The 26,049-nt window shown below is 48.1% G+C and carries 25 protein-coding genes; 20 read left to right on the top strand and 5 right to left on the bottom strand.

Going from position 1 to position 26,049, the window contains the following annotated elements; genetic code table 11:
* Positions 1 to 157: 157 nt before the first annotated feature.
* Complete coding sequence (locus F0316_RS17810) at positions 158 to 811, top strand: DsbA family oxidoreductase (protein ID WP_149560777.1); 654 nt, start codon at positions 158 to 160, stop codon at positions 809 to 811.
* A 275-nt stretch (positions 812 to 1,086) separates the two neighbouring features.
* Here F0316_RS17810 and F0316_RS17805 read toward each other — a convergent pair whose 3' ends face one another.
* A complete protein-coding gene (locus F0316_RS17805; protein ID WP_000997601.1) occupies positions 1,087 to 1,287 on the bottom strand; it encodes a chromosome segregation ATPase in 201 nt (66 codons plus the stop codon).
* Positions 1,288 to 1,346: 59 nt separating this feature from the next.
* Positions 1,347 to 3,263 (bottom strand): methyl-accepting chemotaxis protein, encoded by a 1,917-nt coding sequence (locus F0316_RS17800; RefSeq protein WP_033929385.1) that lies wholly within the window; start codon positions 3,261 to 3,263, stop codon positions 1,347 to 1,349.
* Between the two features lie 301 nt (positions 3,264 to 3,564).
* Between F0316_RS17800 and F0316_RS17795 the strand changes: the two genes are divergently transcribed.
* The 7 genes from F0316_RS17795 (at position 3,565) to F0316_RS17765 (ending at position 11,314) form a co-directional block, all read left to right on the top strand.
* On the top strand, positions 3,565 to 4,521 hold the full coding sequence (locus F0316_RS17795; RefSeq protein ID WP_000009945.1) for an AAA family ATPase: 957 nt from the start codon (positions 3,565 to 3,567) through the stop codon (positions 4,519 to 4,521).
* Positions 4,522 to 4,524: 3 nt separating this feature from the next.
* Positions 4,525 to 5,457: a DUF58 domain-containing protein gene (locus tag F0316_RS17790; RefSeq protein WP_000178610.1), complete on the top strand. Its 933-nt coding sequence runs from the start codon at positions 4,525 to 4,527 to the stop codon at positions 5,455 to 5,457.
* On the top strand, positions 5,454 to 5,942 hold the full coding sequence (locus F0316_RS17785; RefSeq protein WP_000665196.1) for a DUF4381 domain-containing protein: 489 nt from the start codon (positions 5,454 to 5,456) through the stop codon (positions 5,940 to 5,942). The genes F0316_RS17790 and F0316_RS17785 overlap by 4 nt, the downstream gene beginning before the upstream one ends.
* Positions 5,943 to 5,958: 16 nt before the next feature.
* Positions 5,959 to 6,885: a vWA domain-containing protein gene (locus F0316_RS17780; protein ID WP_407047561.1), complete on the top strand. Its 927-nt coding sequence runs from the start codon at positions 5,959 to 5,961 to the stop codon at positions 6,883 to 6,885.
* 1 nt (position 6,886) lies between these two features.
* Positions 6,887 to 8,791: a VWA domain-containing protein gene (locus F0316_RS17775; protein ID WP_149560776.1), complete on the top strand. Its 1,905-nt coding sequence runs from the start codon at positions 6,887 to 6,889 to the stop codon at positions 8,789 to 8,791.
* Positions 8,785 to 10,437, top strand: coding sequence for a BatD family protein (locus F0316_RS17770; protein WP_142567310.1), 1,653 nt, complete (start codon positions 8,785 to 8,787; stop codon positions 10,435 to 10,437). Before F0316_RS17775 ends, F0316_RS17770 begins: the two co-directional genes overlap by 7 nt.
* A gap of 160 nt (positions 10,438 to 10,597) precedes the next feature.
* Entirely contained in the window at positions 10,598 to 11,314 is a 717-nt protein-coding gene (locus F0316_RS17765) for an SIMPL domain-containing protein (RefSeq protein WP_149560775.1), read from the top strand.
* A gap of 261 nt (positions 11,315 to 11,575) precedes the next feature.
* Here F0316_RS17765 and cspE read toward each other — a convergent pair whose 3' ends face one another.
* A complete protein-coding gene (cspE, locus tag F0316_RS17760) occupies positions 11,576 to 11,788 on the bottom strand; it encodes a transcription antiterminator/RNA stability regulator CspE (RefSeq protein WP_000078819.1) in 213 nt (70 codons plus the stop codon).
* A 245-nt stretch (positions 11,789 to 12,033) separates the two neighbouring features.
* Positions 12,034 to 14,031 carry a GGDEF domain-containing protein gene (locus F0316_RS17755; protein ID WP_172626101.1) on the bottom strand — a complete coding sequence of 666 codons (1,998 nt, stop codon included), beginning with the start codon at positions 14,029 to 14,031 and terminating at the stop codon, positions 12,034 to 12,036.
* 543 nt (positions 14,032 to 14,574) lie between these two features.
* Here F0316_RS17755 and F0316_RS17750 point away from each other — a divergent pair.
* The gene (locus tag F0316_RS17750) at positions 14,575 to 15,057 is read left to right on the top strand and encodes a L,D-transpeptidase family protein (protein ID WP_001236185.1); all 483 of its coding nucleotides are present in this window, start codon (positions 14,575 to 14,577) and stop codon (positions 15,055 to 15,057) included.
* A 69-nt stretch (positions 15,058 to 15,126) separates the two neighbouring features.
* Here F0316_RS17750 and F0316_RS17745 read toward each other — a convergent pair whose 3' ends face one another.
* Positions 15,127 to 15,339, bottom strand: coding sequence for a DUF3820 family protein (locus F0316_RS17745; protein WP_000462094.1), 213 nt, complete (start codon positions 15,337 to 15,339; stop codon positions 15,127 to 15,129).
* Positions 15,340 to 15,576: 237 nt separating this feature from the next.
* Between F0316_RS17745 and tnaC the strand changes: the two genes are divergently transcribed.
* The 11 genes from tnaC to mnhG all read left to right on the top strand — a co-directional run bounded on the left by tnaC (position 15,577) and on the right by mnhG (position 25,997).
* Positions 15,577 to 15,648, top strand: coding sequence for a tryptophanase leader peptide (tnaC, locus tag F0316_RS20395; protein ID WP_071908331.1), 72 nt, complete (start codon positions 15,577 to 15,579; stop codon positions 15,646 to 15,648).
* Positions 15,649 to 16,120: 472 nt separating this feature from the next.
* Positions 16,121 to 17,539 (top strand): tryptophanase, encoded by a 1,419-nt coding sequence (gene tnaA, locus F0316_RS17735; RefSeq protein WP_000427054.1) that lies wholly within the window; start codon positions 16,121 to 16,123, stop codon positions 17,537 to 17,539.
* Between the two features lie 99 nt (positions 17,540 to 17,638).
* The gene (locus F0316_RS17730; protein ID WP_000043405.1) at positions 17,639 to 18,853 is read left to right on the top strand and encodes an aromatic amino acid transporter; all 1,215 of its coding nucleotides are present in this window, start codon (positions 17,639 to 17,641) and stop codon (positions 18,851 to 18,853) included.
* A 195-nt stretch (positions 18,854 to 19,048) separates the two neighbouring features.
* On the top strand, positions 19,049 to 19,990 hold the full coding sequence (locus F0316_RS17725) for a universal stress protein (protein WP_084981323.1): 942 nt from the start codon (positions 19,049 to 19,051) through the stop codon (positions 19,988 to 19,990).
* Positions 19,991 to 20,064: 74 nt separating this feature from the next.
* Complete coding sequence (locus F0316_RS17720) at positions 20,065 to 20,262, top strand: hypothetical protein (RefSeq protein WP_000712921.1); 198 nt, start codon at positions 20,065 to 20,067, stop codon at positions 20,260 to 20,262.
* Between the two features lie 245 nt (positions 20,263 to 20,507).
* Positions 20,508 to 23,084 carry a hydrogen gas-evolving membrane-bound hydrogenase subunit E gene (gene mbhE, locus F0316_RS17715; protein ID WP_172626081.1) on the top strand — a complete coding sequence of 859 codons (2,577 nt, stop codon included), beginning with the start codon at positions 20,508 to 20,510 and terminating at the stop codon, positions 23,082 to 23,084.
* Positions 23,084 to 23,437 (top strand): Na+/H+ antiporter subunit C, encoded by a 354-nt coding sequence (locus F0316_RS17710; RefSeq protein WP_002032138.1) that lies wholly within the window; start codon positions 23,084 to 23,086, stop codon positions 23,435 to 23,437. The genes mbhE and F0316_RS17710 overlap by 1 nt, the downstream gene beginning before the upstream one ends.
* The gene (locus F0316_RS17705; protein ID WP_149560772.1) at positions 23,434 to 24,930 is read left to right on the top strand and encodes a proton-conducting transporter transmembrane domain-containing protein; all 1,497 of its coding nucleotides are present in this window, start codon (positions 23,434 to 23,436) and stop codon (positions 24,928 to 24,930) included. The genes F0316_RS17710 and F0316_RS17705 overlap by 4 nt, the downstream gene beginning before the upstream one ends.
* The gene (locus F0316_RS17700) at positions 24,927 to 25,403 is read left to right on the top strand and encodes a Na+/H+ antiporter subunit E (protein WP_000639705.1); all 477 of its coding nucleotides are present in this window, start codon (positions 24,927 to 24,929) and stop codon (positions 25,401 to 25,403) included. The genes F0316_RS17705 and F0316_RS17700 overlap by 4 nt, the downstream gene beginning before the upstream one ends.
* Positions 25,396 to 25,674, top strand: a complete 279-nt coding sequence (locus F0316_RS17695; protein ID WP_000370509.1) for a cation:proton antiporter — start codon at positions 25,396 to 25,398, stop codon at positions 25,672 to 25,674. Before F0316_RS17700 ends, F0316_RS17695 begins: the two co-directional genes overlap by 8 nt.
* Complete coding sequence (gene mnhG / locus F0316_RS17690) at positions 25,674 to 25,997, top strand: monovalent cation/H(+) antiporter subunit G (protein WP_000062164.1); 324 nt, start codon at positions 25,674 to 25,676, stop codon at positions 25,995 to 25,997. Before F0316_RS17695 ends, mnhG begins: the two co-directional genes overlap by 1 nt.
* Positions 25,998 to 26,049 lie beyond the last annotated feature (52 nt).

Below are 26,049 nucleotides of genomic sequence, written 5' to 3'. Positions count from 1 at the left end.
CGTCAGTGTCAACGCCTCACGTGTTTCAAAGAAGCCGTGAGGCGTTTTTTCAGCGCTATCCCCATGACTCGGAGTTGCAAGTCACTCACACCGTCACTCGCTGTACATTTAATCAGAAAGCCTATACTTTTCATCAGCACTGATTAAGGAGGAAACGATGCACAAGCTAACGATAGATCTTGTCTCAGACATCGTCTGCCCTTGGTGCGTGATTGGCTATTTTAGATTGCGCCATGCCCTCGCCCGGCTGCCAGAGGTCGATGTCACACTCAGGTGGCATCCTTATGAACTGAACCCACGGTTAGCCATGGGCGGAGAGAACCTGCGCGAGCACCTGAATAAAAAATATGGCACCAGCCTTGAGGCGAGCCAGCAAGCACGTAAAACGCTGACTGAGCTTGGAAACGACGTGGGATTTGCGTTTCACTTTTTTGATGAAATGCGCATCTACAACACGCGCAAAGCCCACCAGTTACTGCTATGGGCTCATCAGCAAGACAAGCAGTTGCCTCTCACCTTAGCCCTCTGGTCAGCCTACTTTCAGCAAGGCAAAGCGATAGATGAGGATGAGGTACTGCTGGAAATCGCGCAGACGGTGGGTTTAGACCGTACCGCCTGCCAGCAGATCCTCGCCGATGAATCATGGGCGAACGCAGTAGCCAATACTGAGCAACAGTGGCTACAAGCAGGCATTCATGCCGTGCCGACCTTGATCATTGAGCAGAAATATTTAATCTCAGGTGCACAAACCAGCGATATTTTGCTGGATGTATTGCAGCGCCTGACCACAAAAACGGATCGCGAGCGCTAAGCGCCTCTCACTTTCACTTCAACGGCTTGAGCGGAACCCTCAGGTTGAGAAGCATGGCGCAGAACACAAATATTATGAATATACCCCTCCTACTTGAAGCTGCAGCGGTGTTGGCTACGCTCGTTCATCCCAATACATAGTCTATCTATGCTCATGGGGACTTACTCACTTGCCGCCTACCTGCAACTCCAAGTGGTTTGAGTATAGGACAAGCCGATAAACATCGAGCCGCAAAGCGGCTCGATGATGACATCTGGACTAACTCAGCATCCACGTTAGTGAATAGGCGTTTCCGTTTTCGCGTAATACTGACCAAAATAGGCTTCAAGCACTTCTGGGGTCAATTTGCCTTCGGCTTCCAACTGTTTGAGTTTTTCTGCAATCGCTTTTTGCTCATCCAGACTGGGCAGTTGCGTTTCTGGCTCTTCTGCAACTTGCTGAGACATCAACTCCAGCTCTTTTTCGAAATCGTTCATCACTCTTTACCTACTTGGTTTTTACTGGCCGGAAGTGTAACGAACTCCCGGCAAGGTTTCTAGAGTTTAAAGTTGCCCACCAACTTATCTAAACGGCCAGAGAGTTCACGCAATGATTTGCTCGCATCAGCCAGCTCTTCTGCCGTTGAGGTGGTCACTTCATTAATCGCGTTGATCTCTTCGATATTTTGGTTAATGGTGTGTACAACGGTCGATTGCTCTTCGGTTGCTGTAGCGACTTGTGTGTTGCGATCTGAAATATCGTGGATTCGATCCGAAATACTCATCAGCACCTGTACTGCCTCATCAGAAGCGGCAACCCCTTGATGAGTCACCGTTTTACCCGCATCCATTGCCGATACAGCATTCTTAGCATCATTTTGCAGTTGGTTAATCATCTTCTGAATTTCTTCCGTCGAGGATGCCGTACGACTCGCTAAGTTACGCACTTCATCGGCCACCACCGCAAAACCGCGGCCTTGATCGCCAGCACGAGCGGCTTCAATCGCCGCGTTCAGTGCCAGCAAGTTGGTTTGCTCTGAAATACCGCGGATCGCATCCAAAATCGACCCAATCTCTTGAGTGGTCGACGCCAATTGTTCCACCACTTTGCCCGTGTTTTCAATATCGTGAGCTAAGCGGCTGATCGCCTCTTTGGCTTTATTGACGACATTGCGCCCTTGATCCGCATTACCAGACGCTTGATTCGCCGTTTCGGCCGCAGTCGCCGCATTAGAGGCGATTTCACTGATCGTCGCCCCCATTTGGTTGATGGCGGTAACCACTTGGATCGTTTGGTCGCGCTGCTGCTGGCTATTATCGTGGGTGACTAACGCTTTGCGTGATACCCCTTCGGCGGCCACTTGCAACTCACGGCTGGTTTGGGCAACGTCTTTTATCGATTGATGGATCTTCTCAATAAAACCATTAAAGCCTTTGGAAAGCTGAGCGATTTCATCATTCCCTTTCACTTCAATACGCTGCGAGAGATCACCATCCCCTCTGCCCAAATCGGTAAAGCGTTTGGCAATCTGATTGATCGGCATAGCGATACTGTTAGCCAGGAAAATCCCCATAAAAATAAAGATGGCAGCTACCGCCAGCGTCGTGAGCATCATACGCTGTGCTACAGCATCCAATTCCGCAAACACCTCATGCACAGGCACGGTGCCGACCAAGAACCAATCCATGCTCTCGATGTAAATGCTCGCTACCATGACTTCTTCACCTTGATAGTCCGTCGAAATCAAGTTGAAGCCGGATTTGTTCAGCAGCGCACTCGCCCCTGAACCATAAATTTGCTGTAAGCTCGATTTCACTTGCTCTTTCTGCCGATGGATTTGTACCTCACCCTGTGCATTGGTCAAAAATACAAAACCGGTGTCTTCGATTTTAAAACTGTTGAGCAGACGCACCATGTCATCCATCGACTTAGACATACCAGACATGGTATTGCCATTCACCAACTGGTAGTTGGCAAACATTTTGACTTCGCCATTCGCCTCTTGGAACATGCTGACCATGGTCGGCTTTCCTGAGCCGATAAAGCCAAAAAACCATCCGTCTTGCTGCTGATTCAGCTCGCGCAGAAAGCCGTTTTGGTTCCAGTAATACGCTGTTTTTCGGTTGGCTACCGACGCATCATTCAGGCGGTATTGATCGCGTAAGTTGTTCAACTGCTTCACTAATAACGCTTCTGTTGCCGGATCTCTTTCTGTGGTAGCAATCGCTTGCTGCACAAACTCATTGCGTGCAATTTGCTGAGCAGAAGCAAGCAGTTGTAGCACTTCATGGTCAATATCGCTTTTAATCAACTTCAAAATATTGGGCAGCTCTAAATCGACTAGGCGATGCTCTAGCACCTCTCGCGCTTGGCGCTGTGCCATCACACCCACAATCAGGGTGGATGCCAGTACGGCGAGAGTGACCCCTAACACAACCTTTTGCTTAATACTCATCTGATGCAGTTTGAACATATTCTCCGCCTAATCATGGCTATCTACGAAACCTCTACATTATCGACTTAAGATCACGCCACTTAAGAAAATTCTCACAAAACCCAGCTTCAAAGTTGCCATACATCACACTTTCAACTGAAAATACCCAAGTGCCGTTTATAAATCGCCGCTTAGCATTCATTAAAATAGTCACTTTTTATGTTCAACTACATACAAATGCGCATTTTTTCAACACCCATGCTGGCTGTGGGATTTTTTGTGGAACTTTCTGGATGTTACGCAACACTAACCGCTGAGAAATCTAGGAGTAGAAGTTTTCATGTCGTTTCAATCCTTTCAAACTTTGCAGCACTACCTAAACCAACAAGTCATAGGTCAAACGGATTTAATCAACCAACTGCTGATTGCTCTGCTGGCTGATGGACATATTCTGGTGGAAGGCCCGCCGGGGCTGGCGAAAACACGTGCCGTCAAATCGCTGGCTGATTGTATTGAAGGTGATTTTCACCGCATTCAATTTACCCCTGACTTACTCCCAGCCGATCTAACCGGCAGCGATGTGTATCGTCCAGAAACGGGCGAATTTGTCTTTCAATCTGGCCCCATTTTTAACGCCTTGGTGCTGGCCGATGAGATAAACCGTGCCCCCGCCAAAGTGCAGGCGGCAATGCTCGAAGCGATGGCGGAGAAACAGATTTCTGCAGGCCGTAAAACCTATCGTTTACCTGAACTTTTTTTGGTGATGGCAACCCAAAACCCGATTGAGCAAGAGGGGACTTACCCGCTTCCAGAAGCTCAGCTCGACCGCTTTTTACTGCATTTAGAGGTGAACTACCCCAATGCGGAAGATGAGTTGGCGATTTTGCGCCTCAACCGAGGTGAGGCAAAAGGGCAACAAGCCATCAATAAACCTTTGCTAACCCAGCAGCAGGTGTTTAGTGCTCGCCAAGAGGTGCTCAATGTGCATATGGCTGAAGCGATTGAAAACTACCTCGTACGACTAGTGATGGCGACGCGCCATCCTGCCAACTACGATGCCAAACTGGCACAATGGCTGACGATGGGAGTCAGCCCACGCGCGACGATTGCGCTGGATCGCTGCGCCCGTGCTCACGCTTGGTTACAAGGACGCGATTTTGTCACGCCGGATGATGTACAAGTAATGGCATTCTCTGTGCTGCGCCATCGACTGTTGCTCAGCTATCAGGCGCAAGCGGAAGGAATTCACCCAAATCAAATCATCTCGCATCTGTTGTCACTGGTCGGTAGCGCATAAATCATGACGATGCCACACGCCCTCCCCTTACATGCCAATGGGGTGTCTTTGTGTTTGGAGGAGTTGCTCGCTTATGAGCAGCAGACCGTGCATTTTTTACCCCCAGCACGTCAAATTTGGTCACAGCGCGTCGGCCAGCATCAGAGTCGGCGTTTAGGACGTGGGATGGATTTCTCGGAAGTGCGCCAATATCAAGCGGGTGATGACATTCGTTCGATTGATTGGCGAGTCACCGCACGAACAGGTAAACCCCATACTAAGCTGTTCAGTGAAGAACGCGAAAGAACGGTGGTGCTCTATATCGATCTCAGTCCCTCGATGCAGTTTGGCTCCTGTTTGCTGCTGAAATCGGTGCAAGCGGCACATTTGGCAAGCTTGCTAAGCTGGCTTGCCGTGAAACAACAAGACCGAGTTGGCGCAGTGATTGATTTGGGGCATCGGCTGATCGAAATCAAACCCGGTAGCCGCCAGCGCGGCGTGCTTGCCATCTTAGCGGCATGCGTTGAAGCGCAGCATATTCCACCCACACAACCCACGACGCGCACACTGGCGCTGCATGAGGTGCTCAGTACCCTTAACCGTTTGTGCCCAAAAAGCAGCGAAGTGGTGCTGATCAGCGATTTTGTCGATTTGGATACCGAGCAACACGCACTATCGCTGCGTCAACTCTGTCGCCATAATCGCGTGCGGCTGGTACAGATTCATGATCCTTTAGAGCAAGGAGACACCTCATTTCGTGGTATTGAGCAAGTACAAAATAACCAAGAGACGCGCTGGCTCAACTTTTCGATAAATAGTACGCGGGCAGGTATCAAAAAAGCCTTTGAAACTCAAAAAGAAAAACTAAAATCACTCTGTCTATTATTGGAAATGGACTACCGCTCAGTTTCAAGCGGGATACCTTTGCTGCAACAATTATCGGACCATAAGAAATGAAGGAATCGTCAACCACATCACTGGATCTCAACGGCCTACATCTGCCTGAACTCCCTAGCTGGTTTCCATTGGCTTGGGGATGGTGGGCAAGTTTAGCCGGCATTCTTATCGTGATGCTTATTATCGGATTGGCAGTGCGTTGGCATCGCCGTCGGCTGGCCCCTAAAAAAACCGCATTACGCCTTTTGAGTTTGACAGTGACTCCGCAAACGCCCTCTTCTGCTATTGAATTGGTTCGTCAGGCGGCACTGTGCTACTACCCTCGCGAGGAGATTGCGCATTTAACCGGTAAAGATTGGTACGCCTTTTTAGATGCCCAAGTGGGCCATCCACTCTTCGTACCCAACGAAACCTTGTGGCAGCAAGCCTTATACCAGAAACAAAAAGTGAACAATGCTGATGAGCTGGTTCACCACTGTTATCACTGGGTAGAAAGCGCCTTGCCGCCGAAAAAGCGGAGAAAATCAGGCATTGGCAAGTTTTGAGTTTATTTGGTGGTGGATGCTGTTTTTTCTACCACTGCCTTGGGTTATCTATTTTTTTACTCCAGCCCTCAAACCTCGGGCGGCGATTAAGCTGCCCTACCTTCCCAGCACATCAGGTTCACGCCCCGCGACTTGGCTTCCTCGATTACTCGCGGTTGGTGTATGGTTTTTGCTGATCACCGCTGCGGCAAGACCCGTGTGGTACGGAGATCCTATCAGCACCAGTACGTCACATCGCGACCTAATGCTGGTGGTCGACCTCTCCTACTCGATGAGTCAAGAGGATATGCAGTCCGGTCAGCAGATGGTGGATAGGTTAACTGCAGTCAAACAGGTATTGTCTGAATTCATCGCCAAGCGCGAAGGCGATCGCATCGGACTGATCCTGTTTGCCGATCACGCCTATCTGCAAACGCCTTTGACGTTGGATAGACAAACCGTCGCCAACCAGCTTAATCAAGCGGTACTTAAACTTATCGGCACTCAAACTGCAATTGGTGAAGGGATTGGACTCGCGACCAAAACCTTTATCGACAGTAATGCGCCGCAACGCGTGATGATTTTGCTCAGTGATGGCAGCAATACCGCAGGAGTGCTTGACCCGCTTGAAGCCGCCAACATCGCCAAACAGTACCACACCACGATTTATACTGTCGGCGTCGGTGCAGGTGAAATGGTGGTCAAAGATTTTCTGTTCAGTCGTAAGGTGAATACCGCGCAAGATCTGGATGAAAAGACACTGCAAACCATCGCGACCACCACAGGTGGACACTATTTCCGCGCCCGTAATCAACAAGATTTGCAAAACATCTATGACACCATTAACCAACTGGAGCCAATTAGCCAATCCAATCAAACTTGGCGTCCACAAACCGAGTGGTTTTTCTATCCACTGGGTTTGGCACTGCTGCTCTCGGTCATTTTGGTTATCGTGAGGAGATAACATGTCATCGTTGATTTTTCTCTACCCACACTGGTTAGGATTGTTGGTGCCTCTGTTGTTGCTCGCCGCTTGGCGAGGGCTGCGCCAAAACCAACGGGGATTGATTGCCCCTCATCTCGCGCAAGCGTTGGGGATTGAAACTCGCACGCGGCGCTCTTTTGGGGGTGTATTGGTACTCAGTTGGATAGTCGCCACCCTTGCGATGGCGGGCCCAAGCTGGCAATCCGCTGAACGTCCGAGTGTGCAAAATAGCGCCGCACGTGTGTTAATTATGGATATGTCACGCTCGATGTACGCAACCGACCTAACGCCAAACCGTTTAACACAGGCGCGTTATAAGGCACTTGACCTCCTAAAAGGTTGGCAAGAAGGCAGCACGGGCTTAGTGGCTTACGCCGCCGATGCTTATGTGGTGAGCCCATTGACGAGTGACAGTGCAACGCTCGCCAATCTGCTGCCGAATCTCTCCCCAGACATCATGCCCTATCAAGGCTCAGATGCCGCTGCCGCAGTGAGTTTAGCGATCACCATGCTCCAGCAATCGGGTCATCAGCAAGGGGATCTGATTCTTATCACCGATGATATGAGTGTGACAGAACGAGAAAAATTGATCTCGTTGTTACAAGGTAGCCCATGGCGTTTGGTGACGCTTGCGGTCGGCACTCCTAGCGGCGCGCCCATCCCTTTAGGGGATGGTAGCCTGCTAAAAGATCGTCAAGGCCAGACCGTGATTGCCAAAACCGCATTTGACCAATTACAGCAGCTCTCACAACGCGTTCAAGGCGTGCTGACCGCGTATCGTGCGGATGGCGCAGATGTGGCGCACATTCTCAGCCTGACTCAGCAGCCGATTGATATTGCCGAATCGACTTCTCGTCAAGCCATCACGGAGCGCGTCAATAACGGTTACTGGTTAGTATTGCCCCTCCTGATCGCCGCTTTATGCCTATTTCGCCGTGGGGTGATTTTCAGCTTACTGCTGCTTTTCGGAGTGAGTTTGCCCAACCAGCAGGCTTGGGCCTCTGCATGGTTAAATCAAGATCAGCAAGCGATGCGCATGTTCAACAATGAGCAATATGCGCAAGCCGCTGAAGCCTTTCGCGATCCACGCTGGCAAGGCGCGGCTCGTTACTATGCCAAAGATTACCAAGGGGCCATTGACGCCTATTCGCAAATCGCTAACCCTGATACTGCCACGCAGTACAATCTCGCCAATGCTTATGCGCAAGCAGGAGAGTTACAGAAAGCGCAGGATTTGTACGAACAAGTTCTCAAGCAAGAGCCGAATCATCAAGATGCACGACACAATTTAGACGTGGTCAAAGCTGCACAGCAACAGCAACAGCAACAGCAACAGCAACAGCAACAGCAACAGCAACAGCAACAGCAACAGCAACAGCAACAGCAACAGCAACAGCAACAGCAACAGCAGGATTCGTCATCAGGCGCCTCCGGTCAAGAAGCGCAAGAAGACTCATCAGCAAATCCCTCAAATACAGCTCAGGAGCAAGAAGCGAGCTCTCAAACAAAAGGCGCATCGACGCCTGATCCACAGCAGGATCTACAAGAGAGTAACGAGCCCAAAGCGAATGCAAAACCACAGGAGCAACCAAACGCTGTGGATGATGCGCAAGCTGGGGAACCCAGCGCGCACCAGGAGCAATCAAAAGATCCGCAAAATGGGCAGCCAAGTAGAACCGAGCAAAACGGTGAGCAGAGTGACAAAGCCAATGCCGCTCAGACCTCCGAGTCGGTCACCACCTCTTCTGATCCCAATCTTGACCCTATGTTACGTAAGTTGGAGCAAGTCGAGAGTGCTCGCGATCCGAGTGCACTACTGCGCGCGCAATTTATTCTGCAAGCCCAACGTAAACCTCAACCCACGGAACCCGATCAGCCATGGTAAAGATACACGCACCGTTTCAATCCGTACTTTTTTGGCTAACGCTGCTGGTAAGTTTGCTGGCACTTCCCGCGCATTCCGCTGATTTAGTGGCCAGTGTCAGCAAAAATAAAGTGGTCAAAAATGAAGTATTTCAGCTGCGAATTGTCAGTCATGACAAAGTCTCTGCCGATGCCCTCGATTTTTCCCAACTGGAGCCTGACTTTTTTGTTGGTCAGCCGAGTTTTGCCTCCTCGACCAATATCATCAATGGCAACTACTCACAACGCAGTGAATGGACCGTTGCTCTTGCGGCGCAAAAAGTAGGCATAGTGACTATCCCAAGTTTCCAGTTAGGGAGTCACCAAACCTCCCCTATCGCGATCCAAGTGACTGAAGATCAAGACCAACCTGCCCAAGAAGAGTTGGCGGAGGTACGCAGCCGTTTAGAACGAACAGAGCTTTATCCTGGTGAAAGCACACTATTCCACGCGCAGTTGATCATTAAGGAAGACATTCGTCGCCTGCGCGACCCCAACATTACCCCACCGAAAGTCGAGGGCATGCGTTTAGAATCGGCGAGCGAGCCGAAACAGTATCCGAGTGTGCTCAATGGAGTAGAAGTGACGATTGTCGAACAATCCTTTCGCGTCACCGCTGAACAGGCAGGCCAGTTTACCTTAAGTGAGCCTGTGCTTAAGGCCGGCTTATTGTATGGTAACCAATACAGTGGCAATACTCGCTTAATCCCAATACTGACTAAGGCCAAAAACTACTCAATCCAAGTATTAGAAAAACCCAAACACTATCAGGGCACTTGGCTGCCCACCGCCAAGCTGAGCCTGACTCAAGAGTGGCAGGATGGGCAACAAAAGCTCGACTCAACCACTGCCTACTCGACTCAAGTTGGCCATGCCATTACTCGCGAGATTCGTCTGCAAGTCAGTGGGTTGACTCAACAACAATTGCCAAACATCCACATCCCATACCCAGAGAGCATCAGCGTCTATGCTGAGAAGCCGCAATTTAGTACGCTGGATAATGGCGATACCGTAATGACATTCAAGCAAGTGCTGATCCCTCGTCAGGCAGGAGAAATTCACTTACCCGAGTTCAGCCTCAACTGGTGGAACACCCAGACACAAGCGGAGCAGACCAGCCAAGTGGCAGGCATGACTTTGCAAGTCAAACCCAGCGAAGAAACGCCTGTATTACCCACGCCGAGCCAGCCGAGTACACCTGAGATCCAGCAGGTCGTCAACGCTGGCTATTGGCCATATATCACTCTGCTGTTTGCGCTGCTGTGGCTCAGTACGGCCCTCTTGGCTTGGATGTTGTGGCGTCACAAGCACACCGACTCTCAAGCGAACCATAAAACGAAAGCGGCCTCTAACGCAACGTCTTGTGCCTATCAAGCCGTGCTACAAGCTATCGAGCAACAAGACTTACTGGCTCTGAGCCCAGCGTTACGTACTTGGCAAAAGGAAGTGATGCTGAATCAAGAAGAGGAGCAAACCCTGACGGCTCTTGTCCATACATTACAGCAAGCTTGTTTCTCGGAGCGGACAGAGCAACCGGATTTCAATCCCTTGAAAAATTGGTTTGTGGCTAAACAGAAACAGCAAGGAAAAATGCAGCGTAGCCGTTCATCCACGTTACCACCGTTATAACCTTGGCTTTGACAGGAGGCTGACAATTTCATGTCCTCGAAGGATAGCTTGTTAAGCGTGGTAAGAGTAATTTAGAGCGCGATGAAAAATGGTGGAGAATGTGACTAGGTGTGGTACTTCTCTGTCGTCAGTTAAAAGGTCAATCAATGGGAGGACATCCATGACCAATATCAATACCAAAGCCGCCACTGTGCTCGGACTAAGCCTGATTATCGGGCTTTCCGCACTGGGCTTCTTGGTACAACAAATGGCGGTTAAGTTTAAAGAGTACGAGCGCGTTGTGGCGGTGAAAGGGCTGTCTGAACGTGAAGTGGTGGCCGATACCGTCATCTGGCCTATTCAGTTTACCGCTGCGGATAATCAACTCTCTTCTCTGTTTGCCACTGTCGATCAGCAAACTCAGCTTATTACCCAATTCTTAGTGGAAAAAGGCGTGGACCGCGCAGCGATTTCCCTTTCAGCACCTGCAGTGATCGATAAAAAAGCTCAACAATATGGTGAAGACCGCGCTGAGTTTCGCTATTTAGCGACTCAAACCTTGACCGTGTACAGCAAACAAGTCGATCAAGTACGCAAAATCATTAGCGAAATTGGTCAGTTGGGTAAGCAAGGCGTGGTTTTTAACCAAGATCCTTACAACAATCGCGTTGAATTTAGTTTCACCGGGCTCAATGCCATCAAACCAGACATGATTGAAGAGGCGACGAAGCAGGCAAGAGAAGTCGCGCAGAAGTTTGCAAAAGATTCGCAAAGCACGCTAGGTAAGATCAAAACGGCTTCACAAGGACAGTTTTCCATTACTGATCGTGATAACAATACGCCATACATCAAAAATGTACGCGTGGTCACCACCGTTGAGTATTACCTGTCCGATTGATACACCCTAACCATTTCTCGTAGCAACAGTGTGGGCAAGATGAGAATCACGTCTTGTCTATGCTGATAGGGATGAGGCTGATGGGGATGAGCTCACTGAACAGCAACACTAGGGTGTTTGGGATAAGAGCGCATTCATCGAAATGCAAAAAATGAATGGAAATCCATTTTTTAGAAAGCACTTTTTGTTAGAAAACAATCTATTAAAAGTAAAAAGGGGCGTGGTTTTCACCACGCCCCTTTTAGAATCAATCTGAGCTAATTACAGCGCAGTAACTTGAGCAGCTTGTGGGCCTTTTTTGCCTTGCTCAACGGTGAAGCTTACACGCTGGCCTTCAGCCAGAGTTTTGAAGCCTTCAGAAACGATAGACTTGAAGTGTACGAACACGTCTTGACCGCCGTTGTCTTGAGAGATGAAACCAAAACCTTTAGTTTCGTTGAACCATTTTACTGAACCAGTCATTTTCTGAGACATAGTAACCTCTGATATATATTTGCTATGAGTTTATTTGGCTGATAACGAAAGCTATTGAATGGTATATCAAGACAAAGTTGACGCAGGTTTAACGAGAAATCGATAACGATCTGAGATTGAACTTTCACTGAATTTAACATTAACAACTCTTACCTAAGAGCCGAGGTAAACTATACACGTATTTTTTCGAAACGCTACATTTATTTGTGTTATTTGCCAAAGCGTAAGAAATCTGCTGGATAATGCTACATTTCTACCTGTATGCAGTCGATATTTTCAACAATAACGCCAATAACCTGATTCCGTCCTTGGCTTTTCGCTCTGTACAAGGCTTTATCCGCTTCTGCATAGAGCTGATCAAATTGAATCTCTCGCGGTTTATAACGAGAAGCAGCATAACCGATCGATACGGTCAGTAGCTCACCACTAGGATTTTCACAGTGTTCAATACATTCTGCTTCAATACTTTTACGAATATTTTCAGCCAGTAAATGAATCTCTTCAGCGCTGCGATTCGCCACCAAGAGCAGAAACTCCTCCCCACCAATACGACAGAACAGTTCATGCTCAGATTGCGCATGTCGACTGAGGATATTACCAATCCGCATCAGAGCAATATCGCCTTCAAGATGCCCATAGCAGTTGTTGAAAAGCCCGAAATGGTCAATATCGAGCAAGATCACGCCATAATTGACCACCTCTTTGATGGTCTGTTCGCAAGTTTGCTCCAGTTGGTGCTCAAGCATACGGCGATTCCCTAAACGAGTCAGCGGATCTAATTTCGCCATTAAATCGAGTTTTTCGTTGGCTTTTTGCAAATCACGAGTGCGATTACGCACCTCAAGCTCCAGCGTTTCATTGAGTACCGAGATCGCTTCTTGGGCTTTAGCTCGCATCAAGACTTCGGTGAGGTTTGAAGCAAACATACGAATCACTTCACGCAGTTGTGAAGTCAAGGGGGAACGTCGGATCAAATTATCCGCCGCAATAAAGGCAATCGGGGTGCCTTTGTCGGTGAGCATGGTCATCGCCGTCCAACCATAACCGACAATTTTACAGTCGTGATAGATGGGAACACTCTCTTTAAACACCACTTCGTTTGGGTACACTTTGGCAAGGTCGACAATGTCATTTTCATGCGTTGAACCACGGAAATAGGATTCATCGACAATATTGCCTTGAATATCCGTCCCCCACGTCCCCTGAATATAAGAGCAAGCTTCATCTGTCAAAAACACCGCCATGCGATCAATCCCCATTCGATTGATCGCAAAGGTGACTGCCGATTTACACACTTCACTGACTGTCATACAGCGAGACAGTTCGACCATGCTGGCATGCAGCATACGTACGTTTTGTTCCTGCTTTTTACGAATATAAATTTGCGCGAGCAATGAGCCAAACGACTCAAGCATCTGCTTTTGATACTCGGTAATCGGCTGCCGATTGATATAGTTGTCGACGGCAATCCAGCCTATGGTGTCATTACCATCACGCAAAATCAGCATGGCATTCCAGCCTTGTCCCACTACCTGTCCGACGGTGTACAGAGGCACATCTTCCACCACCATCAAAGTGCACTCTTCATTGGATAAAGCTTCGAGATATTGAGGCTCTAATTGGTGCAGATCATACTGGGTGTGCTGTTCATCAATCGTATTACCGTGCTCATCGGTACCATAAGTACCACTGAAGCAACGCTTTTTCATATCAAGCAACAAGAGCGCGGATCGATCAAACCCGAGACGATGTCGCATAGCCTCGACCGATGCGCGGTGTAGCTCATCAAGATTGGCGGGGTTGGACAACTCGAGCGCGACTTGATGCACCAGCTTCATGTTGTCAATAAACTGCTCTCGCTGACGAATTTCACTAAGGTACTGCGCTTCACGTAAATCACGATTTTTAAACTCTTTCGATGCTTCAATTTCCGCTCGTAAGCATTGCCATTTCGCTGCAATTAACTGTAAAAAATCCAACTCACCGGATTGAGTGCTCAGGTGTACTTTATCGACGCATGCCGCTTGAATGATCAGATAAGTCCGATGCTGAGGATGATTATCCAGCATAAAAATAAACGACTCGCCGCCCATCACTGGCAAATAGTTCCAGCGACAGGTATTGATGGCAAAAGGGATCAAGCCATCGGAAGTATCAAACTGCGCAGCCCATGCCCAAAAGGCTTCAGGGTACGCTTCTAGCGGCGTAAATGTGTTGGAAGAGAGTAAGGTGTGACCTGCCACGTATTGAGATGGTGCTCGTACGATCCCTGCTGATTGCGATAATAAAAATGTCGTTAAGTACTCAAACGTGGTCTCGGCCAACATTCGATAATTACGACTTGAGGTAACTCTTTTGAGTAGGGTTCGAGGAAACATGCGCAGCCTGACTTAATCTTTGTTTTATGCGAAATCATGGCCGAAATTCTGATAAGCAATCAATTGGTTATCCTTCTGGCTGTTAACTACGCCGCACTTTTTTTAGATAACTGATCGCATCCTCGGCACAGCCAGCATTTTTGCGAGGTTGTTTCCATTTATTGCATCAATAGCATACTCTTTTTGAATACTTTCTCATTAATGAGTCAGTTTTTTGTGGTTACTGTCTCCTTGCAATAGCCCTGGTTTTTCAAATTCCTCCCCGACCGATTTGGACTTTGAGGTAGACACACTCTCTTAAGCGCTGTGCGGAGTGTGAAGTCAGCATGGCTAACCACACCGCAGCTTCAAGTAGAAAGAAGATATCTGCTAGAATTAGGCGCAGTTTGTTTCCATCTTGGGTCTCCTATGCGTCTTTTCTCTGCCGTACTGCTGTTATTGCTGATTTTCCCTAACCTGAGTTATGCGCAAGTCGATTTAGTCAAAGTGGATAAATCGAAACGGCGTATGTACTTACTCCAAGGCAATGAAATCATCCGTGAGTATCGTATTGCTCTAGGAAAATCGCCTAAAGGGCATAAGCAGCAAGAAGGCGATCAACGCACACCAGAGGGACACTATCTTTTAGACTTTATTATTGAAGATTCGAGCTTCTACCGTTCGATACACATTAGCTACCCCAACACTCGCGATCTGCAGCTCGCTCAATTGCGCGGCGTAAATCCCGGTGGTGATATTAAGATTCATGGCTTAAAAAACGGTGATGAGAGAGAGCCGGGGTTCGTACAAAGCTTTGATTGGACGAACGGCTGCATTGCCATTACCAATCAAGAAATGGATGAGTTTTTAAGCCTAGTTCAGCCCGGTGTGCCCATCCTTATTGAGTGGTAAATGGGTTGGTCTCGCGCTGAAAGCGCAGACCAAGAGATCGCCACAACATGGCGCAGCAATCCAGTTTGGTTACTGTTTTAAAGGTTTGACTAAGGATTCTAGCCCCTCAATTTTGATCGCTAGGCAAAGCTCTAGTAACACGCCTAGCTCCCCTTCTGGAAAACCTTGTTTTTGAAACCAAAGTAAATAAGGTTCTGGCAAATCTATCAAAGCTCGGCCTGCGTATTTACCAAACGGCATTTTCATTTGTGCCAATTTTATAAGATGCGTTTTCTCAAACATTGTGAATATTGAATATCGCCGATAACTCAGCGGGCAGACTAAAGCGAAGCGTGAGAAAAGTAAATATCTTCCTGCATCTGGATGCAGAGAAAAATAGCGGAATAAATGTGATTCACCACCCACTGTTTTATTTTTTGTTAGCGTATTCTCAATTTATTCATTTGTCAGATGACGAATGGCTATTTTCATCCATAATCAAAGTGGGTTTGAAATGAATCATTTCAAATAGGTGAAAATATGAGAACGCACAACAACTCTAGTATCTGGTTTACCCTCGATTATAAAATCGCTTTCTTCTTTCCTGCGTAATCCCTTCTCGGGTGGATGACTAGGCATGTTTTTGCAGTCAATCAACTGCAATCCGGTTTTGTTATTCCGCTGTCTTACTCGCTTGACGCATGGCTTTATATACCCATACCACTTGGAATTGAAGGTAGTAGGCAAGGGTGTTCATCCCCATGAGCATAGATAAACTCTGGGATTGGCGGTGAACGAACGTTGCCAACACCGCTGCAGCTTCAAGTAAGCAGGGGATATCGCTTACTGCCAGATATCGACAATTTTAAGTCTATCTAATGACTTATATTGGTGTTTATCTGTGTTTAGTTAAGCCATTGAAGAAAATATAAATATGCGTTTTAAGCTTTGCAAGCATTAAATATGCATTCGCTTCGACCTGGATATTATTTACGTCATAGCTGCATAGTGAATCAATCTCAGCACAAGGAATTTCATTTATTCCTTGCACGACTTTATATTTAAATTTTTAGGAATACCCAGCATGGAAAATTTTAAACACTTACCAGAACCTTTTCGTATTCGTGTTATTGAACCTGTTAAACGTACCACACGGGAATATCGTGAAAAGGCGATTTTAAATGCCGGAATGAACCCCTTTTTGCTCGATAGTGAAGATGTATTTATTGACCTGCTCACCGACAGCGGCACTGGCGCTATCACGCAGGAGATGCAAGCCGCCATGTTCCGTGGTGATGAAGCCTACAGCGGCAGCCGCAGCTACCACGCACTCGCGAGAGCGGTTAAAGATATTTTTGGTTATGAATACACGATTCCGACCCACCAAGGTCGTGGTGCAGAGCAGATTTATATTCCTGTTTTGATTAAAAAGCGTGAAAAAGAGAAAGGACTCGATCGCAGTAAAATGGTCGCCCTATCTAACTACTTTTTCGATACCACTCAAGGCCATACCCAAATCAACTGCTGTGTTGCTAAAAACGTGTACACCGAAGAGGCATTTGATACCGGTGTCAAAGCCGATTTTAAAGGTAACTTCGACTTAGAAAAGCTCGAACAAGCCATCCTTGAAGCGGGCCCAGCAAACGTCCCATATATTGTCAGCACCATCACTTGTAACTCTGCGGGTGGCCAGCCAGTTTCGATCGCCAACTTAAAAGCCGTGTATGAGATTGCCCAGCGTTACGACATTCCCGTGATCATGGACTCTGCTCGTTTTGCTGAAAATGCGTATTTTATTCAGCAACGTGAGCGCGATTATCGCAACTGGAGTATCGAAGAGATCACGCGTGAAGCTTACAAATACGCCGATGGACTCGCGATGTCGGCCAAAAAAGATGCCATGGTGCAAATGGGCGGTTTACTCTGCTTCAAAGACGAAAGCTTCTTTGACGTGTACACCGAATGCCGAACTCTGTGTGTGGTGCAAGAAGGCTTCCCTACATACGGTGGCTTAGAAGGCGGTGCGATGGAGCGTTTGGCGGTTGGCTTGTATGACGGTATGCGCCAAGATTGGCTCGCTTATCGCATTAACCAAGTGGAGTATCTGGTCAATGGTTTAGAAGCGATTGGGGTTATTTGCCAACAAGCTGGCGGCCATGCTGCATTTGTCGATGCGGGTAAACTGCTGCCTCACATCCCAGCAGATCAATTCCCTGCTCACGCTTTAGCTTGTGAACTCTATAAAGTCGCAGGCATTCGCGCAGTAGAAATTGGCTCATTACTACTAGGACGCGATCCTGCAACCGGAAAACAGCATCCTTGCCCAGCCGAATTGCTCCGTTTAACCATTCCACGCGCGACTTATACGCAAACGCACATGGATTTCATCATCGAAGCATTTGAGAAGGTGAAAGCCAATGCTCGTAACGTCAAAGGATTGGAGTTTACTTACGAGCCACCCGTGCTACGCCACTTTACGGCTCGCTTAAAAGAAAAAGCCTAATACGGTATTGAAAAAGTGCAGCCTGCATAGGCTGCCTTTTTTTGACCTGAAAAACATAACAACAAAATCAACAATAACGTGAAACCCAAGGATTTTATCATGTCGAAACAACCCTCACTGTTTGGGGGAGCCTGCATTATTGCCAGCGTCTGCGTAGGTGCTGGTATGCTTGGTCTCCCCAGCGCAGGTGCTGGCGCATGGACTCTCTGGTCTATGTTGGCGCTCGCTTTAACCATGGCGGTCATGACGCTTTCAGGCTGGATGCTACTTGAAGCCTTTAAACACTATGATCTTCGAGTCTCGTTTAATACCGTGACCAAAGATATGCTAGGCAGCCATATCAATCGCTTTAACAACCTGACCGTTTACTTTGTCGGCGGCATTTTGTTGTACGCCTACATCACCTCTTCTGGTTTGATTTTGCAGGATTTACTGCATATCAATAGCAAAATAGCCTCGATACTGTTCGTGGCGGTATTTTCCGCTTTCGTTTGGCATTCGACTCGCGCAGTGGATCGTATCTCGGTTATTTTGATCGTATTTATGGTTCTGAGCTTTATTTTTGGTGTTTCAGGATTAGCGATCAATGTGAAAACATCCATCCTATTTGACACCCTAAATCAAAGTGGTGAGTACGCTCCTTATGCGATGGCAATGCTGCCCGTTGCGCTGACCTCGTTTGGTTATCATCACTCCGTTTCATCCATGCGTGCCTATTACGGCGAAGAGCGCAAAGCCAAGTACGCGATTTTGGGAGGCACAGTGATTGCGCTAAGTCTTTATGCGCTTTGGCTATTTAGCATTTTTGGCAATTTACCTCGTGCCGATTTTGCGCCTGTCATACAGCAAGGTGGGAATGTGGATGTGCTTTTAAAAGCCTTAGGTTCGGTGGTGGAGTCGGAGAAAGTCTCACAAGCGATCAACGCCTTTTCGATGGCCGCGATCCTATCTTCCTTTATCGGCGTTGGCTTAGGCGTATTTGATTTTCTGGCCGATTTATTTCAGTTCAGCAACTGTAAACAAGGGCGTACCAAAACTTGGCTGGTCACCTTTTTGCCACCTCTCATTCTCTCTTTGCTGTTCCCATTCGGCTTTATCATTGCGATCGGTTACGCAGGCGCAGCCGCCACTATTTGGGCCTGTATTATCCCAGTACTGCTTGCGCGTAAATCGCGCACTTTAGCCAATGGAGCGCAGGGGTTTGTCGTACCGGGAGGCAATCTAGCTCTCGGACTTGTTCTGATCTTTGGTGTGCTTACCGCGGTTTTTCATATGATGGCGATGGCCAATTTGTTACCTGCGTTTAAGGGATAACGTCAAAAGCGACTCCATCAATACAAAGAAGCCGCAGCGAAACAATTTCTTACGTATCGCTGCGGCTTCCCTATTTTATCGCGCAGACAAGCATATCGATGAGATCTAATCTCAGCATTACATAAACCCTTACAATTACTCGCTATGATATAGGCCAGCAATATGACTAATCTTTAATCAACCAAGGAGCTGGCTATGAAAAAATTTAAGAATATCTTATTTGCAACTCAAGGCTTACCCGGACACAGTGACGCGTTGGAGCAAGCGATTCAACTTGCTTACAATAACCGCGGTCAACTTGCTGGTTTGATTGCATTTCCAGCATTTCCTGCCGATCTACAACGCTATCAAGAACCCTACGAGCAATCCTATCTGAACACTTTGATGGAAACCGTAGAGGCGTGCCGTTCACAGCACCACATCCATAAAGATGAGGTTCCTTTTCCTTTAATGGTTGAGCACAGCGAGCAACCCGCGGTCGCGATTATTAAGTCAGCACTCAACCATCATATCGATCTGTTGATCAAAGAAGCGGAACCTATGACTCATAGTCAGCAAGGTTTTAAAGCTTTGGATATGACACTGCTGAGAAAATGCCCTTGCCCGGTTTGGTTGCATCGCCCGTTAGCCAAGCCAAAAGCCAATCGGCGTGTTGCGGTGGCTATCGACCCTATCACCATGACCGAGCAGCAAAAGGCCCTGGCATTGCGTTTACTCGAATTATCACGCTCAATTGCCAACACGTGTGACAGTCGCCTGCATATTGTTTCCTGCTGGGAATACTATTTAGAAAACTATCTGCATGATCAGGTATGGATTCAAGTTGAGCAGCAGCAAATCGCCGAAGAAATCGCACAAGCAAAAATCAGGCATGAGCAAGCCTTACGTCAACTGATTGATGAATCAGGCATTACAGGCGAGTTGGTGATACACCATCTACACGGTAAACCCGATGAACTGATCCCCGAATGGGTCGTGGCAGAGAATATCGACATTCTAGTGATGGGGACTCTCGCTAGAACCGGTATTGCAGGCTTTGTGATTGGCAATACGGCAGAAAACATCGTTCAGTCGATTGAGTGCTCTTTAGTCGCTCTTAAACCAGAAGGATTCGTTTCGCCGATCAAAAACGAGTAAGCAATGCCACATTGGGTCAACCGACCTTCATCTGTTGGCTAGACCGTTGTGATCCTTAGTCTAAGGAGGATGTGATGAAAAAGTTCTGCCCACACTGCCACTGTGAAATGTTGGAGCGTGCCAACCTCTATATCTGCCCAAGAAATGCGATCGGTGATTGTGTTTACGACGCCATGCTCACGAATGAGCTACCGCTCGTCAGCCTGCCTTTTGACTCAGAACGCAGCCATTTTGATGAGCGACCTACACCCTTTGACTCACAATCAAAGTAGATCATGCGTCACGCTTCCACCAACGAACTCGACGCTATCAACAATTAGCCTATACTTTTCAAAGTAGTAGATACCTGTACCCGCTCAGGACGTCGCAACAAGGACGCACTGAGCGGCGTTAATATGACATCGAAGAGGCTGCCATCTTGAAGACAGGACTCGATAAGCATACATCCCTCACCCCAAATACAGTGTCGGCGAGATTACTTCCTTTCGCCGTTTTACCCATCCTTCTATTTGGGTGGGTGTTTTATTGGCATCAAACCGGTGGTAACGCTTGGCAAGTCACTTGGGTTCCAGGGCTGGATCTGAATCTCAGTTTCCGACTTGACGGGCTCTCTTTTCTTTTTGCCTCGTTGATCACAGGCATCGGTGCCTTGATTCAAATCTATGCCCTCGCTTACATGAAAGAGAAAGCGGCGCGCTTCTCATTTCATCTCTACCTCACTCTCTTCATGCTCGCCATGCTTGGCGTGGTGGTAAGCGACAATATTTTACTGCTGTTCATCTTCTGGGAACTGACCACCATCACTTCCTATCTGCTGATTGGTTTTAATCATGACAAACCGGTTTCACGCAAAAATGCCCTACAGTCACTTTTAGTCACGGGGGCCGGAGGACTCGCGCTGTTAGCCGGACTGATTTTACTTGGCTTGATGGCCAATAGTTATCAAATCAGCGTCATCATTGAGCACGCGGATCACATCGCGCAACATCCGTGGTTTATGCCTTCGCTGATTTTAGTTTTACTCGGTGCATTCACTAAATCTGCGCAATTTCCATTCCATTTCTGGTTACCCAATGCCATGGCCGCACCGACACCGGTGAGCGCTTACTTGCATTCAGCGACCATGGTTAAGGCGGGAATCTATCTTTTGTCCCGCTTATCACCGATTTATGCCAGTAGTGATTTTTGGTTCTACTGCTTAACCATTGTGGGCGCGGTAACGGCACTTTGGTGCGCGCTACTGGCGTTCAAGCAAACCGATCTAAAACTGATGTTGGCCTACAGCACCAATGTTGCATTAGGCAAATTAACCCTGCTGCTGGGATTAGGTACCGAGGTCGCGCTGACCGCTGCTGTGTTGTTTATTTTCGCCCACTCATTTTACAAAGCCGCACTCTTTATGGTGGTCGGCAATATTGATAAAGCGACGGGCACTCGAGAGCGAGAAAAGCTCGGCAACTTAAAATCCGTCTTGCTGCTGAGCCTTATTGCTGCGGTTATTGCCGCTTTATCCAAATCCGGTGTTGCGCCTATGCTCGGATTTTTGAGCAAGGAGTACATGTACAAATCCAGTGTGGAATCTGGCATTGCGTGGATTTCGCTGGTCTTATTACTGATTAATGCGCTGATGGTGGCGTTAGCCATCGCACTACTTTACAAACCCTTTTTTGGCCAAGCGACCAAGGAGAGTGAAAGCCACCCACCCAAAGCGATCGAACAGAAAAAATCCCTTTGGCTACCTGCGATGGGATTGGCTATCGCCAGTTTCCTACTGCCTGTTTTTGCCCTGGATTGGATTAACCAGCATTTAGTCATACCAACAGTCATGGCGATGGATCCAAACAGCGTTCCACAAGCCGCAAAATTATGGCAAGGCTTCAATATCCCGCTGGCTTTGAGTGGTATCACGCTTGTGTTAGGGGGCGTGCTGTATCTGAACTACGCAACCCTAGTCACATGGCTCACACGCCTAGTGAAGCCGCTGCCCAAAGCTGAGCAAATGTTTGATGCCGTGCTGGGTTATTTAGCGACATTAGCAAGCTGGCAAACGCAAATGCTGCAACAAAAACGCTCAAGCGGTTATATGCTGCTATTTTTTGCCGTTTTAACCTTAATACTGCTCTATCAGCCGCTACCTTTACCAGCCACTTTCAGCGCCTCGCTGTTTGATGTTCATTTTTATGAAGTCGCAATTGCGCTCGCACTCATCGCTTCTGCGCTGTTGTGTGTGCTGAGCACGTCTCGTTTGCTGTCGGTATTAGCGCTCGGCATGGCTGGATTTATGACAACGCTGGTCTTTATGATTTACAGCGCTCCTGATGTTGCCAAAACCCTTTTGCTGGTCGAAACGCTGATGGTGGTGTTTGTGGTGCTTTTGATGCGCCATATGCCCTACTTGTCGACGGTCGCTCGCCATTCTGTACCGCGTCGTACATTGAATGCGGTGATAGCCAGTGTGATTGGCGCATCCGTAACCTTAATCCTGCTCAATATCACGGCGCATCCTATCGATACCACTTTGTCTGACTATTTTGCGCAGCAGAGCGTTCCCGGCGGTCATGGCCGCAACATCGTCAATGTCATTTTGGTCGATTTTCGTGCCTTTGATACCTTGGGAGAGGTCATTGTGGTCGTCATGGCGAGCCTTGTCGCGATTAGCCTCTTACCCAAACGAACCGAGCAACCACAGAAGATTCATTCTCTAATCTTTGCCACTACCGCACATATTGTGACCGCCTTGATGCTGATGTTTTCCCTCTATCTACTGCTGAGAGGACACAATGCTCCCGGCGGGGGCTTTATCGGCGCATTGATCGCGGTGATTGGCTTTTCGCTGCTCCTCTTCGCCGAATCGCCCCAATACGTAAGAGATCGTCTCCACTTCTCGCCACTCAATATTGCTCTGTTTGGCATCCTGCTCAGTTTTATGGCAGGAGCCATGAGTGTCGCGGTCGGTTTACCTTTCCTAACTGGATTATGGTGGAAAGAAATTTTACCGCTTGGCACCCCACTGCTCTTTGATGTCGGCATCTATCTGGCGATCATCGGCGGTGTCATGAGCATGTTGCTGCGCGTTAAGGAGGAACTCGACTAATGGAAGGATTATGGAGCATTGTTGTCGGTGTTTTTGTCGCCGCGGGTATCTACTTAATGCTAGAGCGACACTTACTGCGCTTATTGTTTGGCCTGATCCTCCTCAGTAGTGCGGTGAACTTGGCCATTTTTACCGCAGGACGCTTAACCCCCGCCTCACCACCATTAATTGAGGTAGGAGCCTTGTTACCAGAGGAAGGTGCGGCGAACCCGCTGCCACAAGCGCTGATTTTAACCGCCATTGTGATCGGTTTTGGCTTACTGGTTTTTGCTTTGATGCTGTTTTACCGAGCTTATTTTGAGACTCGCAGCGCGGACGTCGATGAGATGCGTCGCTCAGAGGAGGAAGAATGACCGCGATTGGGTTGACCTTACCCGTTGTGATCTCACTGCTCACCGCAGTTGCGATCTTTTTAGCGGGGCGTAATCGTTGGCTGACTAACGGTTTGAGTGTGATCTGCAGTGTCATTAATCTCTTTACTGGCGCTCTACTCACGATCACCATTTACACCCATGGCCCAGCATCTATTGCCTTTGGGCAATGGCCTGCCCCCTTTGGCATCGTTTTTGTCGCTGATTTATTGAGCATCGCTATGGTCATGGTGACGGCCATTATTGGTTTGGTTAGCGTTATCTATGCGATTGCCGATTTAAGCGCCAAACCCTCATACGCACGCTACCACGCGCTGTTGCATGTTCTACTGGCTGGTGTGTATGGCGCTTTCTTAACGGGGGATATTTTCAACCTTTATGTCTGGTTTGAAGTCATGCTGATCGCTTCTTTCGGCTTGATGGTGTTGGATGCAAACCAGCAGCAAATCGATGGCGCCATCAAATATGTGCTGCTCAATCTTATCTCTACCTTGGTGTTTTTACTTTCGATAGGACTGCTTTACGGTGCCACAGGAACCTTAAACCTCGCAGATTTACATGACAAAGCTCAATCCCTCGCTCCTGAGATGAAAACCATGCTCGCTGGATTGCTATTGTTCGCGTTTTCTATCAAAGCAGCGCTGTTTCCTCTGTTTACTTGGCTACCGGCGTCTTATCACACCTTGCCGAGCGCCATTGTTGCCCTGTTTGCCGCTTTACTCACCAAAGTCGGTGTCTACGCTTTGCTGCGGGTCTTCACTCTGGTGTTTCCGCTCGATGACAGTGGTTGGCAACCGGTCCTACTGGGGATTGCGGCGCTGACCATGCTCACTGGCGTACTCGGTGCTGCAAGCCAGTATGACATTAAAAAGATTCTTTCTTTTCATATTATTAGCCAAATTGGCTACATGATCATGGGGCTGGCCATTTACACCCCTTTAGCTATCACAGGGGCGATTTTTTATGTCATTCACCATATCTTAGTAAAGGGGAACCTCTTTCTGATTGGTGGCCTGATTGGCAGAAAGTACGGCACTACACAATTGACGCAGCTCGGCGGAGTCTATCGCGCCATGCCTTGGCTTACCTTTGGCTTCTTGCTCGCCGCATTCTCTTTGGCGGGCTTCCCTCCTCTGTCGGGTTTCTGGGGTAAGTTTCTAGTCATCAAAGCGAGTTTGGCTGCTGAGCTGTATTGGCTTGCCGCAATTGCGCTATTGGTTGGCCTGCTAACGATTTTCTCGATGACCAAAATTTGGAATGAAGTGTTTTGGAAAGATGCTCCTGCTGCTCTACCACAGGAGACGTTAGCCCGCTCAACACTCGGTCTTTATGCACTGCCGATCCTCGTGCTCACTCTGTTTAGCCTAGTGATTGGTTTGGCTGCGCAGCCGTTTTACCAATTTGCAACCTTAGCGGCAGAACAATTATTAACGCCAACCGCTTATATCCATGCTGTTTTGGGAGGCTCAAAATGATTTATCTCTTCCTCAACCTCTTTCTTGCCACAGCGTGGATGCTGCTCAATGGTGACTACTCCAGCTTGCAATTCTTATTGGGATTCGTGGTGGGGTTTTGGGCATTGCGCCTCAGCCAGCCATTTGGCTTAAAAACCACTTACTTTCGCCGTTTTAGAGCCATCACCACTTTAATTCTCTATTTCATCTACGAGATGATCGTCTCTGTCGCACGAGTCGCATGGGATGTCGTGACGCCAAAGCATCTGAGCGATCCTGATATTGTCTACGTGCCATTAGATGCCCGCAGCGATCTTGAGATTACCCTTTTGGCCAACATGGTTTCGCTCACTCCCGGCACTTTAAGTCTCGATGTTAGCGAAGATAGACAATATTTGATCGTTCACGCAATGTTTGCACCAGAGCATCAAGCGGTGATCAACGACATCAAAAATGGTCTTGAAAAACGGATACTGGAGGTCACTCGTGGATAATTCATTACCGCTGGCGATTCACTTCGCCTATCTAGGACTTTTGCTTAGCTTGGCAATGGCGTTTATCCGCTTAGTGTTAGGCCCATCGCTCGCCGATCGCGTGGTGGCTCTCGATTTAATTTCCTTTATCACCATAGGCTTTATTGTCGTTTATAGCTTAGACAGTGGTCAGCAAACGCTATTGGATATTGCCTTAACCCTAGGCTTAGTGGCTTTCCTTGGCACCATAGCATTTGCACGATTTATCGCTAAACGAAAAGGAGAACTTTAATGTCGATGTTAGCGGCCCTCTTACTGGTTCTCGGCACCTTATTCACACTATTTGCGAGCCTAGGCATTTTGCGCATGCCCGATCTCTATACTCGCATGCACGCCGCCACCAAAGCCGGTACCGCAGGCTTGTCTTTATTGCTCCTTGCTGTCGCGCTCTGTATGCCTGAGATTGGCGTAATATCACGACTGGTTGGCATCATGCTGTTTATTTTTCTGACCGCTCCCGTTGCGGCTCATTTACTGGGTAAAGTCACACAACAAGCCGGCTATGCTTTCTGGCGTAATCAAGACTCGACCAAACAGAAAAAGGCGCAGAAGTAGTTTGCTGCCTATCCATCTCTTCCAGCCAGTGATGGCCTTGCCACTACTGCTC

The organism is Vibrio cholerae, from assembly GCF_008369605.1.
Classification (GTDB): Bacteria; Pseudomonadota; Gammaproteobacteria; order Enterobacterales; family Vibrionaceae; genus Vibrio; species Vibrio cholerae.
The sequence above is the reverse complement of the archived record's forward strand: the minus strand, read 5'-3'. Positions and strand labels throughout refer to the sequence as shown.

Coding starts and splice junctions, on each gene's coding strand:
- F0316_RS17810 (WP_149560777.1), top strand. CDS start 158: ATGCACAAGCTAACGATAGATCTTGTCTCAGACATCGTCTGCCCTTGG.
- F0316_RS17805 (WP_000997601.1), bottom strand. CDS start 1,287: ATGAACGATTTCGAAAAAGAGCTGGAGTTGATGTCTCAGCAAGTTGCA.
- F0316_RS17800 (WP_033929385.1), bottom strand. CDS start 3,263: ATGTTCAAACTGCATCAGATGAGTATTAAGCAAAAGGTTGTGTTAGGG.
- F0316_RS17795 (WP_000009945.1), top strand. CDS start 3,565: ATGTCGTTTCAATCCTTTCAAACTTTGCAGCACTACCTAAACCAACAA.
- F0316_RS17790 (WP_000178610.1), top strand. CDS start 4,525: ATGACGATGCCACACGCCCTCCCCTTACATGCCAATGGGGTGTCTTTG.
- F0316_RS17785 (WP_000665196.1), top strand. CDS start 5,454: ATGAAGGAATCGTCAACCACATCACTGGATCTCAACGGCCTACATCTG.
- F0316_RS17780 (WP_407047561.1), top strand. CDS start 5,959: ATGCTGTTTTTTCTACCACTGCCTTGGGTTATCTATTTTTTTACTCCA.
- F0316_RS17775 (WP_149560776.1), top strand. CDS start 6,887: ATGTCATCGTTGATTTTTCTCTACCCACACTGGTTAGGATTGTTGGTG.
- F0316_RS17770 (WP_142567310.1), top strand. CDS start 8,785: ATGGTAAAGATACACGCACCGTTTCAATCCGTACTTTTTTGGCTAACG.
- F0316_RS17765 (WP_149560775.1), top strand. CDS start 10,598: ATGACCAATATCAATACCAAAGCCGCCACTGTGCTCGGACTAAGCCTG.
- cspE (WP_000078819.1), bottom strand. CDS start 11,788: ATGTCTCAGAAAATGACTGGTTCAGTAAAATGGTTCAACGAAACTAAA.
- F0316_RS17750 (WP_001236185.1), top strand. CDS start 14,575: ATGCGTCTTTTCTCTGCCGTACTGCTGTTATTGCTGATTTTCCCTAAC.
- F0316_RS17745 (WP_000462094.1), bottom strand. CDS start 15,339: ATGTTTGAGAAAACGCATCTTATAAAATTGGCACAAATGAAAATGCCG.
- tnaA (WP_000427054.1), top strand. CDS start 16,121: ATGGAAAATTTTAAACACTTACCAGAACCTTTTCGTATTCGTGTTATT.
- F0316_RS17730 (WP_000043405.1), top strand. CDS start 17,639: ATGTCGAAACAACCCTCACTGTTTGGGGGAGCCTGCATTATTGCCAGC.
- F0316_RS17725 (WP_084981323.1), top strand. CDS start 19,049: ATGAAAAAATTTAAGAATATCTTATTTGCAACTCAAGGCTTACCCGGA.
- F0316_RS17720 (WP_000712921.1), top strand. CDS start 20,065: ATGAAAAAGTTCTGCCCACACTGCCACTGTGAAATGTTGGAGCGTGCC.
- F0316_RS17710 (WP_002032138.1), top strand. CDS start 23,084: ATGGAAGGATTATGGAGCATTGTTGTCGGTGTTTTTGTCGCCGCGGGT.
- F0316_RS17705 (WP_149560772.1), top strand. CDS start 23,434: ATGACCGCGATTGGGTTGACCTTACCCGTTGTGATCTCACTGCTCACC.
- F0316_RS17700 (WP_000639705.1), top strand. CDS start 24,927: ATGATTTATCTCTTCCTCAACCTCTTTCTTGCCACAGCGTGGATGCTG.
- mnhG (WP_000062164.1), top strand. CDS start 25,674: ATGTCGATGTTAGCGGCCCTCTTACTGGTTCTCGGCACCTTATTCACA.